At 41.0% G+C, this 14979-nt stretch carries 14 protein-coding genes; 4 read left to right on the top strand and 10 right to left on the bottom strand.

Annotation, left to right across the window (positions count from 1 at the left end):
- Nucleotides 1–90 precede the first annotated feature (90 nt).
- Together mnmG and mioC are read right to left on the bottom strand one after the other, a co-directional pair.
- A complete protein-coding gene (mnmG, locus tag H5114_RS18305) occupies nucleotides 91–1980 on the bottom strand; it encodes a tRNA uridine-5-carboxymethylaminomethyl(34) synthesis enzyme MnmG (RefSeq protein ID WP_124016581.1) in 1890 nt (629 codons plus the stop codon).
- A gap of 471 nt (nucleotides 1981–2451) precedes the next feature.
- Nucleotides 2452–2892 (bottom strand): FMN-binding protein MioC, encoded by a 441-nt coding sequence (gene mioC, locus H5114_RS18300; RefSeq protein ID WP_182698830.1) that lies wholly within the window; start codon nucleotides 2890–2892, stop codon nucleotides 2452–2454.
- A 115-nt stretch (nucleotides 2893–3007) separates the two neighbouring features.
- Here mioC and H5114_RS18295 point away from each other — a divergent pair, with 115 nt between their 5' ends.
- A complete protein-coding gene (locus H5114_RS18295) occupies nucleotides 3008–4375 on the top strand; it encodes a sodium:alanine symporter family protein (RefSeq protein ID WP_182698829.1) in 1368 nt (455 codons plus the stop codon).
- A gap of 64 nt (nucleotides 4376–4439) precedes the next feature.
- Here H5114_RS18295 and fghA read toward each other — a convergent pair whose 3' ends face one another.
- Both fghA and H5114_RS18285 read right to left on the bottom strand, forming a co-directional pair.
- Complete coding sequence (gene fghA / locus H5114_RS18290; protein WP_182723701.1) at nucleotides 4440–5285, bottom strand: S-formylglutathione hydrolase; 846 nt, start codon at nucleotides 5283–5285, stop codon at nucleotides 4440–4442.
- Between the two features lie 73 nt (nucleotides 5286–5358).
- Nucleotides 5359–6489, bottom strand: a complete 1131-nt coding sequence (locus H5114_RS18285; RefSeq protein WP_182698828.1) for an S-(hydroxymethyl)glutathione dehydrogenase/class III alcohol dehydrogenase — start codon at nucleotides 6487–6489, stop codon at nucleotides 5359–5361.
- A 141-nt stretch (nucleotides 6490–6630) separates the two neighbouring features.
- Between H5114_RS18285 and H5114_RS18280 the strand changes: the two genes are divergently transcribed.
- Entirely contained in the window at nucleotides 6631–7497 is an 867-nt protein-coding gene (locus H5114_RS18280) for a LysR substrate-binding domain-containing protein (RefSeq protein WP_182723700.1), read from the top strand.
- A 62-nt stretch (nucleotides 7498–7559) separates the two neighbouring features.
- On the opposite strand, the gene H5114_RS18275 is transcribed toward H5114_RS18280, so the two are convergent.
- From H5114_RS18275 to rpmH, 6 genes are all read right to left on the bottom strand, one after another.
- Nucleotides 7560–8180: a PolC-type DNA polymerase III gene (locus H5114_RS18275; RefSeq protein ID WP_182723732.1), complete on the bottom strand. Its 621-nt coding sequence runs from the start codon at nucleotides 8178–8180 to the stop codon at nucleotides 7560–7562.
- Between the two features lie 7 nt (nucleotides 8181–8187).
- Nucleotides 8188–9549 (bottom strand): tRNA uridine-5-carboxymethylaminomethyl(34) synthesis GTPase MnmE, encoded by a 1362-nt coding sequence (mnmE, locus tag H5114_RS18270; RefSeq protein WP_182698826.1) that lies wholly within the window; start codon nucleotides 9547–9549, stop codon nucleotides 8188–8190.
- A gap of 80 nt (nucleotides 9550–9629) precedes the next feature.
- Entirely contained in the window at nucleotides 9630–11258 is a 1629-nt protein-coding gene (yidC, locus tag H5114_RS18265) for a membrane protein insertase YidC (protein WP_182723699.1), read from the bottom strand.
- 3 nt (nucleotides 11259–11261) lie between these two features.
- Nucleotides 11262–11516 carry a membrane protein insertion efficiency factor YidD gene (gene yidD, locus H5114_RS18260; RefSeq protein WP_124016573.1) on the bottom strand — a complete coding sequence of 85 codons (255 nt, stop codon included), beginning with the start codon at nucleotides 11514–11516 and terminating at the stop codon, nucleotides 11262–11264.
- On the bottom strand, nucleotides 11483–11839 hold the full coding sequence (gene rnpA, locus H5114_RS18255; protein WP_124016572.1) for a ribonuclease P protein component: 357 nt from the start codon (nucleotides 11837–11839) through the stop codon (nucleotides 11483–11485). The genes yidD and rnpA overlap by 34 nt, the downstream gene beginning before the upstream one ends.
- Nucleotides 11840–11851: 12 nt before the next feature.
- On the bottom strand, nucleotides 11852–11989 hold the full coding sequence (gene rpmH / locus H5114_RS18250; RefSeq protein WP_006083827.1) for a 50S ribosomal protein L34: 138 nt from the start codon (nucleotides 11987–11989) through the stop codon (nucleotides 11852–11854).
- A gap of 445 nt (nucleotides 11990–12434) precedes the next feature.
- On the opposite strand from rpmH, the gene dnaA reads away from it, so the two are divergent.
- Together dnaA and dnaN are read left to right on the top strand one after the other, a co-directional pair.
- Nucleotides 12435–13820 carry a chromosomal replication initiator protein DnaA gene (gene dnaA / locus H5114_RS18245; RefSeq protein ID WP_124016571.1) on the top strand — a complete coding sequence of 462 codons (1386 nt, stop codon included), beginning with the start codon at nucleotides 12435–12437 and terminating at the stop codon, nucleotides 13818–13820.
- 19 nt (nucleotides 13821–13839) lie between these two features.
- Entirely contained in the window at nucleotides 13840–14940 is a 1101-nt protein-coding gene (gene dnaN, locus H5114_RS18240; RefSeq protein ID WP_124016570.1) for a DNA polymerase III subunit beta, read from the top strand.
- Nucleotides 14941–14979: the final 39 nt, after the last annotated feature.

Raw genomic sequence — 14979 nt, 5'->3', positions numbered from 1 at the left:
ATAAAGACGGCAGTTATTATGAAGCCGTAAAAGCACTAAGGGAAGCCTTATGGCTTCCCTTGTGTTATTGATTTGAAAAAATGATCTGTTTTAGGCTATTTTTCGCAATAAACCTCTTTTTTTCAAATGAACTAACAAAATTGATATTGCTGCAGGAGTGATCCCTGAGATCCGTGATGCTTGTCCGACAGTATCGGGTTTATGGTTATTCAATTTTGCGATCACTTCATTAGATAAACCAGGGACCTCTTGATAGTCTAGATCAAGTGGTAATAGTGAGCTTTCATGACGAATAGCTTTATCAATTTCATCTTGTTGACGCTGAATATAACCCGAATATTTTACCTGAATTTGTACTTGCTCAGCTGCTTGAGGATCTTCTAGTCCAGGTCCAAAACCTTCCAGAGACATTAACTTGGTATAATCCATTTCCGGACGACGAAGTAGGTCTTCAAATGATGCTTCACGTGAAATAGGCGTATTTAATTGTGGATTAAGTACTTCAAGCAAAGGTGAGTTAGGGTGAACCCATTGGCCGCGTAAACGCTGAAGTTCTAATTCAATTGATTCTCTCTTGGTAACAAATGATGCCCAGCGATTGTCATCAACTAATCCAAGTTCACGGCCTTTTTCTGTTAAGCGTAAATCGGCATTATCTTCACGAAGTAACAAACGATATTCTGCGCGGCTGGTGAACATGCGGTACGGTTCTTTAGTGCCTAAAGTAGATAAATCATCTACTAGTACGCCAAGATAAGCTTGATCACGACGAGGGCACCATGCTTCTTTGCCTTGAACTTGTAGTGATGCGTTCATACCTGCAAGTAAGCCTTGAGCACCTGCTTCTTCATAGCCTGTAGTGCCATTAATCTGACCTGCGAAATAAAGTCCTTCAATGGCCTTAGTTTCTAATGAGTTTTTAAGATCGCGAGGATCAAAATAGTCATATTCAATCGCATAGCCTGGACGCATAATTTCAGCGTTTTCCATACCTTTAATTGATCGAACTAAATTTAACTGTACGTCAAATGGCAAACTGGTTGAGATACCGTTTGGATAGATCTCATTAGTGCTTAAGCCTTCTGGCTCAATAAAGATCTGATGTGACGATTTATCTGCAAAACGATGAATTTTATCTTCAATTGATGGACAGTAACGGGGTCCGATCCCTTCAATCACGCCAGAGTACATAGGGCTGCGATCTAATCCGCCACGAATAATATCGTGAGTTTTCTCATTGGTATGAGTAATAAAACATGAAATTTGTCTTGGATGTTGGCTGACATCACCAATAAATGACATAACTGGTAATGGTGTATCACCCTTTTGTTCGGTCATTTGTGAAAAATCTATGCTATTGGCATCGATACGCGGTGGTGTACCGGTTTTTAAGCGACCAACACGTATATTTAATTCACGTAATCGATTTGCTAACGCAATGGCTGGAGGATCACCCGCTCTACCACCACTGTAATTTTGCATTCCAATATGAATTTTGCCGCTTAAAAATGTGCCTGTTGTTAATACGATCGCTGGCGCTTCAAATGCTAGTCCCATTTGAGTTACTACACCAACAACTTTATTATTTTCAACAACTAAATCGTCTACAGCTTGTTGAAAAATACGTAAGTTAACTTGGTTCTGTAAAATGCTTTGGATCTTTTGGCGATATAAAGCTCTGTCTGCTTGGGCTCGTGTTGCACGAACAGCTGGGCCTTTGCTTGAATTTAATGTTCTAAATTGAATGCCTGCAAAGTCAGTAGCTGTTGCCATAGCACCGCCCAAAGCATCAATTTCTTTAACTAAATGGCCTTTACCTATTCCGCCGATAGCAGGGTTGCAAGACATTTGCCCAAGTGTGTCGATGTTGTGGGTTAACAATAATGTTTTTGAGCCCATTCTTGCAGCAGCAAGTGCGGCTTCAGTTCCGGCATGACCACCACCTACAACAATTACATCAAACCGTTCATGAAAATGCATTATCTGACCTTTGATAGCTAAGAAAGTTGAATTCGAATTTAATCTTTTTTCGATTGGATCATTTTAGCACTTGCTTGTCTTAACGTGAACGATCATTTTTCATTGATTGATCAATATGCGGTTTGCTTAATAGATCTTAAGATCTTTATATAGATCTTTTTATTATGTTTATTATTAGGATCGGACTTTTCTGTTGATAACTTTTATTCCTTATTAAAATCATATAGTAAAGTAAAAACTAACCTGTGATCTGATCGCGATCAAACTCAAGATAACATGGGGATAGATCGGCTACTTATCCACAAGGGTGATCATTGAGCGGATCGGAGTGTGAATAGTACAGAGTTATGATCGCTAAAAATAATAGCTTATCCACAAAGTTATACTTATAAAGGTTATATTGTGGGTAAGTGTGATCTAATCTGTGGATTGATCATGATTTATGCAAGATAAGATCGGGTTTATTGGTGTTTAGATAAGATGCTGCCATTGTAACAACCACGCTAGAGCAGGTTCTTCAGGGATAGGATCGTGTTGTACATCGATTTGGAGCTTATCCACAATAGCATTTGATCCATGCTGTAAAAGTTGTGCGATGATTTTTTCAGGTCCTTGGCAAAAAGTATCATAGCTTGAGTCGCCAATTGCACACAATGCGAACTTAATATGACTAAGATCGGGCTTTTCGATCATTAATTGTTGATAAAAGGGCACGATATTATCGGGTAGATCGCCAGCTCCATGAGTAGAACAGACAATGATCCACAGTGAAAAATCAGCTAATTCATCCAAATTTGGCTCTATAAATACCTCTGTTTGATGATCTAACTGAGTAAGTTGAGCTGCCATTTCATCGGCAACATATTCTGAACCGCCTAATGTTGTGCCTACTAATAATGCTATTTTTGTCATGTTGATTTCCAATGATTAAATTTATTCATCTATTTTACGCTTATTTTTCATTGCGCTGTGTGGGTAATATCAGTATTTTCTTAAGCTCTATTTAACAATATAACAACAGGTTTTAATGAATATTGCTGAAATAACTAAACAATTTGCCGACCTTGCATGGGGTCCACACATGCTTATTTTACTCGTCGGCGGCGGGTTATTCTTCCTTATTTACTCTCGATTTGTGCCTTTTCGCTATATAGGTCACGCGATTAATGTCGTTAGGGGCAAGTATCCTGATGATGGCGCCGAAGGTCATATTAGCCATGCAGGGGCATTATCCAGTGCCATGGCTGGTACCGTGGGAATGGGCAATATTGGTAGTGTCGCTGTTGCCATTATGGTGGGGGGCCCAGGGGCTATTTTTTGGATGTGGATTAGCGCTATTGTTGGTATGGCAACCAAGTTTTTTACCTGTACTTTAGCCATTATGTACCGCGGTAAAGATGAGAATGGTGATGTACAGGGTGGCCCTATGTACATCATTACCCAAGGATTAAGTAAAAAATGGCATTTTTTAGCCGTGTTTTTCTGCGTTGTTGGTTTAATTGGTAATTTTCCGTTATTCAATTCTAATCAATTAGTGCAGATTATTCGTGAATGGGTATTTGTTAAACCAGGTCATTTTCCTGCTGATCAATCCACTTTTTGGCTCGATTTAAGCTTAGGTATTGTGGTGATGGTGATTGTTGCCAGCGTGATTTTAGGCGGTATTAAGCGGATCGCGACAGTAGCATCTAAAGTTGTGCCATTAATGATCTTAATTTACATGAGCTGCGCTGCGTATGTCATTGTGACAAATATTGAGCAAATACCGGGGTATTTTAGTCTTATTTTCTCCGAGGCTTTTTCATTAAATTCAGTAGGTGGCGGTATTTTAGGGACTATGCTAATTGGTATTCGTCGTGCTGCATTCTCAAACGAGGCTGGGATAGGCACTGAGGTTATGGCTCATGGTAGTGCCAAAACCAATGAACCAGTTAAAGAAGGCTTAGTGGCCATGTTAGGCCCTGCTATTGATACTCTATTGGTTTGTACTGCCACTGCTATGATTATTTTAATCTCGGGTGTGTGGCAAGGTACTGAAGCTGAAGGGGTTAATTTATCGGCGCAAGCTTTTGAAATTACTATGCCTGGTGTTGGGCCGTATTTACTTATTTTATGTGTGATATTTTTCAGCATTAGTACCATATTTACCCAAGCATTTTATGGTGGTCAGTGTTTTGCGTTTCTATTTGGGCGTAAACGTATCCGTTTTTACCAATACTTTTATTTATTAGCCATTTTGTTTGCCGCAACGGCTAGCTTGCAAGAAATTGTTAACATTATTGATGCCGCTTACGCGTTAATGGCAATACCGACTATGACGTCTGCTTTATTGCTGGCGCCTAAGGTTAGGGCTGCAGCAAAAGATTATTTTTCTCGCTTAGAAAAAAGTCATTAGGGTATTCATAGAGATAAAAAAACGAGCCTGAAGGGCTCGTTTTTATTTTAATGACAGTAGCTGTCTATAAAAGCGCTAAGTGCTTTGCATGAAAACGCAGATGGTCTTCAATAAAGGTCGCGATAAAATAATAGCTGTGGTCATAGCCTGGCTGCATTCTTAGTTCTAGCGGGTAGCCTTTGTTTTTAGCGGCTTGCACTAAGATTTGCGGTTTTAGTTGTTCGTCTAAAAAGTTGTCCTTACTGCCTTGGTCCACCAGCGCAGGCACAAATTGCTGGCTTTTAGCCATCAACTCACTGCTGTCGTATTGCTGCCATTGTTGCTGATCATCACCTAAGTAGCCGCGAAATGCTTTTATACCCCAAGGACAGTCCATTGGATGACAGATTGGACTAAATGCTGACAAGCTATTATATCTGTGCGGATTTTTAAGTGCGATGGTTAAGGCACCATGTCCACCCATGGAATGGCCGCTTATACTACGTTGTTCTGTTACCGGAAAATGAGCTTCAATCAATGCCGGCAATTCGTTAACCACGTAATCATACATTTGATAATGCTGACTAAATGGCGGTTTGGTAGCATTAAGATAAAAGCCTGCACCTAAACCAAAGTCATAAGCGCCGTCGGGATCATCTGCGACGCCTTCTCCTCGTGGGCTAGTATCGGGCGCGACTATCGCCATACCTAATTCAGCTGCTATACGTTGTGCACCTGCTTTTTGCATAAAATTTTCATCAGTACAGGTGAGTCCTGACAACCAATATAAAACAGGTACTGCTTGGCTTTCTGCTTGGGGCGGCAAGTAAATGGCAAACCGCATTGCACAATTAAGTGTGCTTGAATGATGACTATATTGTTTATGCCAACCACCAAATGCTTTGGTACTGCTGATACTTTCAATGGTCATTATGTGTCCTTATTTATCAGAACGCAGTTAAGTGACTTTACCCTTAACTGCGCCTGTGATGAGCAATTAAGTATTACTTAGCAAAGTGAATTACACTTCGAATACTTTCGCCTTTGTGCATTAAATCAAATGCTTCGTTAATACCTTCAAGGCCCATGGTGTGAGTAATAAATTGGTCTAACTTAAACTCACCCGCTAAGTATTGTTCAACAATACCAGGTAACTCACTGCGTCCTTTAACGCCACCAAATGCACTGCCACGCCACACACGACCAGTGACTAACTGGAATGGACGGGTTGATATTTCTTGGCCGGCACCAGCAACACCAATAATCACCGACTCGCCCCAGCCTTTATGGCAGCACTCTAATGCACTGCGCATTACATTGACGTTACCAATACATTCAAATGAGAAATCGACACCACCGTCAGTCATTTCAACAATCACATCTTGGATTGGTTTATCAAAATCCTTAGGATTAATACAGTCAGTCGCGCCAAGTTTTTTAGCCAATTCAAATTTTGATTCGTTTAAATCAATACCAATAATACGGCTAGCTCCTGCCATAGTCGCGCCAATAATGGCCGATAAACCAATGCCACCTAAACCAAAAATAGCAACCGTATCGCCTGGTTGTACTTTAGCTGTTTTAAGTACCGCACCAATGCCTGTGGTGACACCACAACCCAGTAAACAGACTTCTTCAAGTGGCGCACTTGGGTTAACTTTAGCTAATGATATTTCTGGTAATACTGTGTATTCCGAGAAAGTTGAGCAGCCCATATAATGGAAGATTGGCTCGCCATCTTTAAAGAAACGTGTGGTGCCATCAGGCATAAGTCCTTTACCTTGGGTAGCGCGAACGGCACTACAGAGGTTGGTTTTACCTGAGGTACAGAATTTACATTTTCCACATTCTGCTGTGTATAACGGAATAACATGATCGCCAACTTGTACGCTAGTCACGCCTTCACCGACCATGTGAACAATACCGCCGCCTTCATGACCAAGAATGGCTGGGAATACCCCTTCAGGATCATCACCTGAAAGCGTGAAAGCATCGGTATGACAAACACCTGATGCCACAATACGTACCATCACTTCACCCGCTTTTGGGTACATTACGTCGACTTCTTCTACCGATAGTGGCTGGCCTGGTCCCCAAGCAATAGCGGCTTTTGATTTTATAAATTGTGCTGACATAAATGATTTCCTTAACATTAACGACCATGGTCAACATGGTTAAGAGGTATTACTACAGTGTAGTGTATTTAGCTATTGTATTTGTTTATCATACAATGATAATTAGCTTATTTTGTAAATGACTTTTACGAGAATGTAATAATGATGAAGTGGGAAGGCATTTTTGAGTTTGTGGCTGTGGCTGAAACTGACAGTTTTACCGTGGCGGGTAAGCGTTTAAGTATTTCTACTGCGCAAGTGAGTCGACAAATCAGTCAGCTTGAAAATCGTTTAAACACCAAATTATTTTATCGCACCACTCGTAAAGTATCGTTAACCGAAGAAGGTACAGTTTACTATCAGCATTGCCGCCAAGTATTAAACAGTCTTGATGAGGCAGAGCGTGCTATTTCCAGCTTAAAAGATAAGCCACAAGGACTTATTAGAATTACCGCACCAGTAACTTACGGTGAAAAGTTTATCATGCCGATAGTCATTGATTTTATGCAACAATATCCCGACATTGAAGTTATTTGCGAGCTGACTAATCAGCAACTTGATTTGGTGGATGGTGGGTATGATTTGGCTATTAGGTTAGGGCGGTTAACTAATTCAACCATGATGGCAAAGCGTCTGACGAGTCGCAGCCAATATGTGTGCGCAGCCCCGAGTTATATCGCTAAATACGGTACGCCTTATGCCTTATCAGAGTTGAGCCAGCACAATTGTTTAATTGGCAGTCAGTCTCATTGGCATTTTGTTGAGCAAGGTAAACCCAAGACGGTAAAAGTGCATGGATCTTTGGCCTGTAGTAGTGGTTTGAGTTTATTAAATGCGGCTATTTGTGGTTTGGGGATTGTGCAGTTACCGGGATATTACGTCAATGATGCTATTGCTGAAGGTGAGTTAGTGGTATTACTTGCATCTTTTCAACAACCTAAAGAAGGTATTTGGGCTTTGTATCCACATAATCGCCATTTATCACCCAAAGTGAGATTGCTGGTTGATAAGTTATCGCAACAGCTTTAATTAACCCTGTTTGGTTGTAGTCTATTAGGTTCCCAAGCTTATTTTTTTAGGCTGAGATTTAACTAGCTCATGGTTCGCAAATAACGCGCAATTTGCGCTTTTGGGAGGCTGGATATTTTATTGATGATATCAATGGTAATAGCTTGCTTGGGCAGTTGCTGCTGTAACACTTCAATTTGATATAACCATAAATGGCTGGTCATGGTGGCATCGGCTAAAGCGCGGTGAAACACACCATCGTTAGGTAACTGGTGATGATCGACTAATGTGCCAAGCTTATGATTGGGGGCATCTTGGCTAATACGTCGAGACAATAATAACGAGCAAGCAAACTGACCAGTGTAATGCAGTTTATTATGGCTAAACTCAGCATCGAGAAACTTTTTATCAAAGCTGGCATTGTGTGCCACCAGATTAAAGCCAGCAATAAATTTGGCAAACTGCCCCATGACTTGTTTAGACGCTGGGGCATGTTTCAGCATTTCATTACTGATGCCAGTATACTGCTCAATAAAGCTATTCACTCGCCGACCAGGATTAATCAGTTCCTGAAAGGTATCGACTATTTGACCATTAACCAGTTTTACCGCACCAATTTCAATGGCTCGGTCGCCATTATCGGGTGATAATCCAGTGGTTTCAAAATCGAGTACCACAACCTGATTTGCGAGTATGGGGATCATAGCTTGGTTATTTTCCGATACAAAATGAGCCAAAAATCTTACCGAGCAAATCGTCTGAGGTAAATTTACCGGTGATTTCAGATAATGCCATTTGGCACATACGCAGTTCTTCAGCCAGTAACTCTCCGGCTAAATACACTTCAAGCTGCTCTTTACCTAACTGCAAGTGACTGGCGGCAAGATCGAGTGCTTCCAAATGGCGACGACGTGCAATAAAGCCGCCTTCTAAGTTACTTTGGTAGCCCATCAATGATTTAAGATGTTGTTTTAATTCTTCAACACCTAAGCCTGTCTTAGCTGAAATGCGGTAAACGCTGTAACCTTGTTCTTCAGTATTATTTAATGTTTCACCAGTTATGTCAGCTTTATTACGAATAACCGTTACGCCGAGTTTTGATGGAAGGCGGTCGATAAAGTCTGGCCAAATCTCGCGAGGGTCGATAGCCTCAGTTGTAGTGCCATCAACCATAAACAAGACTCTATCTGCAGTGGCTATTTCGGCCCATGCGCGCTCAATGCCAATTTGTTCAACTGTGTCGAGTGTGTCTCTTAACCCCGCAGTATCTATGATGTGCAGTGGCATACCGTCTAAGTGGATGTGTTCACGTAGTACGTCACGAGTTGTGCCAGCAATTTCAGTGACAATTGCCGACTCTTTACCGGCTAGTGCATTGAGTAAGCTTGATTTACCGGCATTAGGACGGCCGGCAATCACTACCTTCATACCTTCGCGGATAATGGAGCCTTGCTTGGCACTGTCTTGCACTATGTCTAATTTATCGATGATTTTATATAAGGCATTGGCAATTTTACCATCAGATAAAAAATCGACTTCTTCATCTGGAAAATCAATCGCAGCTTCGACATACAAACGTAAGTTGGTCACTTGGTCGACAAGCTCGTGAACTTCTTTTGAGAACTCACCTTGGAGTGATAGCAATGCACTTTTGGCAGCTTGCTCACTGGTGGCATCGATTAAGTCAGCAATCGCTTCTGCCTGAGTTAAGTCGAGCTTATCATTCATAAAGGCTTGTTCGCTGAATTCACCAGGCCTGGCTATACGTATGCCGTCAATTTCCATGACGCGTTTAATCAACATATCCAGCACAATTTGGCCGCCATGGCCTTGCAGTTCAAGGACATCTTCGCCAGTAAATGAATTGGGACCTTTAAAGAAAAGTGCAATACCTTGGTCAATAACCTGACCGTCGGCATTGTTAAAGTCACAATATTCTGCATAACGGGTTTTTGGAACATGGCCAATAATCGCCGTTGCGACATTAGTGGCTAAGTCGCCTGATACGCGAATGATACCTACGCCACCTCGTCCAGGTGCGGTGGCTTGCGCCACAATAGTGTCTGTTGTCACGGTAGTACCTATAAAATTGATAAAGGAAAAGGCGGCTAATCAGCCGCCTTTTTAATCAGTTATACAAGATTGAGCTTAGGCTATTTTATGCCATTTTTCTCAAGACCAGCATAAATAATCTTCTGTTGAGTGATGGCAACTAAGTTACCCACTAACCAGTAAAGTACTAGACCTGCTGGGAACCATAAGAAGAACACGGTAAAGATAACCGGCATCCACTGCATCATTTTCACTTGCATTGGATCCATTGTTGGCGCTACAGGCTGCATTTTCTGCATCAAGAACATTGATAAGCCCATTAACAATGGCAATACATAGTATGGATCTTGTACTGATAAGTCGGTAATCCAAAGCATGAATGGCGCATGGCGTAATTCATAACTTTCAAGTAATACCCAGTAAAGTGCGATGAAGATCGGCATCTGTAACAGAATAGGTAAGCAACCGCCCATAGGGTTTACTTTCTCTTTCTTATACAACTCCATCATGGCTTGACCCATCTTCTGACGGTCATCACCAAAGCGTTCTTTCATCTCAGTCAATTTAGGCTGAAGATTACGCATTTTGGCCATTGAGGTATATTGCTTCTTCGTTAGTGGGTATAAACCACCACGCACTGTCAGTGTTATCAAAATGATTGCTACACCCCAGTTACCCACAAATGATTGATAGAACATCAATAACCAATGGATTGGAATGGCTAACCACCATAAGAAACCGTAATCAACAACTAGGTTTAAGGTTTCAGAAATCGCTGAAAGCGCTTTTTGGTTTTTAGGACCGACATAAAACTGTGAGCTAATATTTTGTGTTGCGCCAGGTGCAATATCATATACCGCGCCACGGAAACCAATGTTAGCTAATCCACCAGCACTTAAGCTTGTGAAAATAGTATTTGAATCTGTTGCTGGTGGAACCCAAGCTGACACAAAGTAATGTTGAAGCATTGCAGCCCAACCACCGAGTGTAACTTTAGCTAGGTTCTTGTCAGCCATATCGTCAAAGTTATATTTTTCATAACGAGTATCTTGAGTCGAGAAAGCGCCACCACGGTAGGTTGGCATCATCATGCTACTTTCTGATTCTTTAATCGTTTGCTTAATTTGACCATACATTTGCACTTGTAATGGTGCAGCTGAAATGTTGTTGATGCTGTAATCAACTTTGATATCATATTGACCACGGGTAAACGTAAAGGTTTTTACGTAGGTGACACCGTTATCTGCTGTGTATGTAAATGGCACTGTTAATGTGTCTTTACCATCAGCTAAAGAATATGAGCTAGCCTGAACACTATATGTTGCACGGCCTTTAGCGCTGCTATCAATACCATCACGCCCAATAAGTCCACTTTGAGCAATATAAGTGAACTCATTTTGCTGATCTAAAATAACAAAGGGGTCGTTACTGTCGATTTCGCGTTTATGTTCTACTAATGCAGCATAAACAATGTCACCACCAACTGGGCTGATTTTAATATCAAGCTGGTCAGTGTTGACGCTAATAAGGTTTGTCGTTGCAGGTAATTCTACTGGTGTCCCTGAGATATCTGCTTCTGGAACATCAGCACTGTGCTGTGATGAGGCGTTAGTTTGGGTAACAGTTTGAGCTGTTGCCGGTTTTGGTGCTTTATCTGTTTGCCACTGTGTCCACATTAAATAGCTGACAAAAAGCAGACCGATTAGCAATATATTGCGTTGAGATTCCATAGCCTATTTATTACACCTGTCATTTTTAGGGGGGACGGGATCACTACCGCCGGGATGTAAAGGGTGACATTTTAATATGCGTTTCATTGCAAACCAACTACCTTTCACTGTTCCATGTGTTTTTATTGCTTCTATAGCATAATAAGAACAGGTTGGATTGAACCGACAACGCGGTCCCAATAAAGGGCTGATAAAAATTTGGTAACCACGTATAAACGTAGTTGCTAGCCATTGTAACGGCGACTGAGTTTGTGCCATAGCTTTTCTATTAATTTTTGTATTTCTGCATTTTCCATTTCCATCACGCCATTTCTGACTAATACAACGATATCGATATCTGGGATGTCGTGTTGATGTAAACGAAAACTATCTCTTATCACACGTTTAATGCGATTACGTTGGTTTGCACGTTTAACAAAACGTTTGGCCACAGTTAATCCTAAACGGGGATGTTGCTCTGAATTTGGAATTGCGAGCAGAGTTATTTCAGCAGAGGATGCTTTGATTGGATTGGAGAATACAGATTTAAATTGCGCGGGAGTTAACAAACGTAACTCCCGCGAAAAGGTATAGCTAGTCACCTAGTTATCTACTTACGCAGATAAACGAGCGCGACCTTTCGCACGACGACGTGCAAGCACCTTACGGCCGCCTACAGTAGCCATACGAGCGCGGAAGCCGTGAGAACGCTTGCGCTTCAGGTTGCTAGGTTGAAAAGTACGTTTACTCATGATGGCAATCCGTCTTTGTTAGTGAATTTTCCTTATCTCCAACATTAGAGGTAAGGGCAAAAAAGAGGCCGAATTGTAATCACTTTAAGTACTGTCGTCAATAACGAAAGTACTTATATGATAAATTTCTGCCAATCTTTATTTGAAGCTACTAAGCATTAAGCACCATAAGATGTGGATAAGTCTGTGTACAGACACTATATCTTGTGGATCTTTCGTTGTTTCAGCAGATCAAAGAAAGGCTATTATAGATCAAGTTGGATCGGTTAATAAAGCTGGATTTGCTTGATTTTTACTATTTACCGATCGATTTTGATCATGGAAGATCATCTATTTATACACAGAATGATCTCGCTGGGGATAATTCTGCTTTAAAGGATAGCGATCATTGTGATCTCACTATAGAATACATCTCCTTTGATTAAAGATATTTGGGGATAAATAAGTGGCGGTTTCACTTTGGCAACAATGTATCGGTAGACTACAAGACGAGTTATCAGCACAGCAGTTCAGTATGTGGATCCGTCCGTTACAAGCTGAAATGGATGGTGATACATTAGTTTTGTATGCACCTAATCGTTTTGTGCTGGATTGGGTACGCGATAAATACATCAATATCATTAATCAATTTTTTACTGAACAAATGGGCAGTAATGCACCTAAGTTACGTTTTGATATTGGTAGCCGTCCTTCTGCACGTCCGGTTGCGCCAGCTCCGGTAGCGGTTAAGCCTGTGAATCGTCAAACCAAAGCTCAAGTGGGAACGACGTCTTTTAATACCCAAGCCGAACCGATTATTAATCCTAATCATCGTAGTAATATTAATCCTACCTATCAATTTGATAACTTCGTTGAAGGTAAATCGAATCAGTTAGGTAAAGCTGCGGCTTTGCAAGTATCTGAAAATCCAGGTGGCGCTTATAATCCGTTGTTTTTATATGGCGGCACTGGTTTAGGTAAAACTCATCTTTTACACGCAGTTGGCAATGGTATTATTAAAAATAATCCCAATGCTAAAGTGGTGTACATGCACTCTGAGCGTTTTGTTCAGGACATGGTTAAAGCATTACAAAACAACGCGATCGAAGAGTTTAAGCGTTATTATCGTAGCGTCGATGCATTATTTATTGATGATATTCAATTTTTTGCCAATAAAGATCGTTCTCAAGAAGAATTTTTTCATACCTTTAATGCATTATTAGAAGGTAATCATCAAATTATTTTAACCTCAGATCGTTACCCTAAAGAGATTGACGGGGTCGAGGATCGTTTAAAATCACGCTTTGGTTGGGGTTTAACGGTAGCGATTGAGCCACCAGAGTTAGAAACCCGCGTAGCGATTTTAATGCGTAAAGCACAAGAGAGCGGAATAAACCTACCTGATGAAGTGGCATTTTTTATTGCTAAGCGTTTACGTTCAAACGTACGTGAGTTAGAAGGCGCGCTAAACCGCGTGATTGCTAATGCTAACTTTACTGGTCGTCCAATTACTATCGACTTTGTGCGTGAAGCATTAAGAGATCTCTTGGCACTGCAAGAAAAATTAGTCACTATAGACAATATTCAGAAGACAGTTGCTGAATACTACAAAATAAAAATGGCAGATATGCTGTCTAAACGCCGTTCTCGCAGTGTGGCAAGGCCTAGACAAGTGGCGATGGCGCTATCTAAAGAACTTACTAACCAAAGTTTACCGGAAATAGGTGATGCTTTTGGTGGTCGTGACCATACGACAGTATTACATGCTTGTCGTAAAATCGCTCAATTGCGCGAAGAAAGTCATGATATTAAAGAAGATTATGCTAACTTGATTAGAACTTTGTCTTCTTAATTCAGGGAATCTAGACACGATGAAATTTTCAATTGATAGGGACGCCCTATTAAAGCCGTTGCAGCTAGTGTGCGGCGCGGTAGAACGCAGACACAATTTACCTATTTTAGCCAACTTATTAGTTGAAGTTAGTGAGTCTTCACTTAAGCTAACGGGCACTGATTTAGAAGTTGAGTTAGTGGGCCAAGCGGCAATTCATGGTGATATTGATGTCGGTCGTACGACCGTTCCTGCCAAAAAACTGCTCGATATTGTTAAGTCATTGCCAGAGCAAAGTGAATTAAAAGTCGAACAGCAAGATAATAAATGGTTATTGCGTTCAGGCCGTAGCCGTTTTTCCTTAGCAACATTACCTGCCGAAGATTACCCCAACGTTGAAGCATTCCAAGCGGATATTGAATTTAGCTTAAAGCAAGGTGTGTTGAAGTCGATAATTGACTCTACTCAGTTTTCTATGGCCAACCAAGATGTGCGTTATTATCTCAATGGATTGTTATTTGAAACCGAAGGTAATGTATTACGTGCTATCGCTACAGATGGACACCGTTTAGCATTAAGCCATCGCACTCTTGAGGTGACATTACCTGAAAAGCAAGTCATTGTACCGCGCAAAGGTGTGGTTGAAATGGCGCGCTTACTCGACAGTGACGATCAGGACATCACCATTGCTATTGGTGATAATGCCATTCGAGCGGTTACCAGTTCTGCTGTGTTTACCAGTAAACTTGTTGATGGACGTTTCCCTGATTACCGCCGAGTGTTACCTAAGGGTGGCAACAAAGTGGTCATTGCCAGTCGCAATCAATTAAAGCAAGCGTTAACCCGTGCTTCTATTCTGTCGAATGAAAAATTCCGTGGTGTACGTATTCAGCTTGAATCTGGTTTATTAAAAATTACCGCTAATAATCCTGAGCAAGAAGAAGCTGAAGAGATCATTGATGTTGAATATGACTCTGACAATCTAGAAATTGGTTTTAACGTTAGTTATCTACTTGATGTTTTAAATAACTTAGCCAGTGATGAAGTTCGTATTACTCTAATTGATGGCAATTCAAGTGCCTTGATTGAAAACCACAAAGAAGAAGATTCTATGTACGTGGTGATGCCAATGCGTCTATAACGGATTATTGTCTAACAAGTTATATAAGGTGCTGTAAGG

Origin of the sequence: Shewanella sp. SR43-8 (assembly GCF_014163775.1) — a bacterium.
In the GTDB taxonomy this organism is placed as follows: Bacteria; Pseudomonadota; Gammaproteobacteria; order Enterobacterales; family Shewanellaceae; genus Shewanella; species Shewanella vesiculosa.
This window is presented reverse-complemented; position numbering and strand designations above follow the sequence as displayed.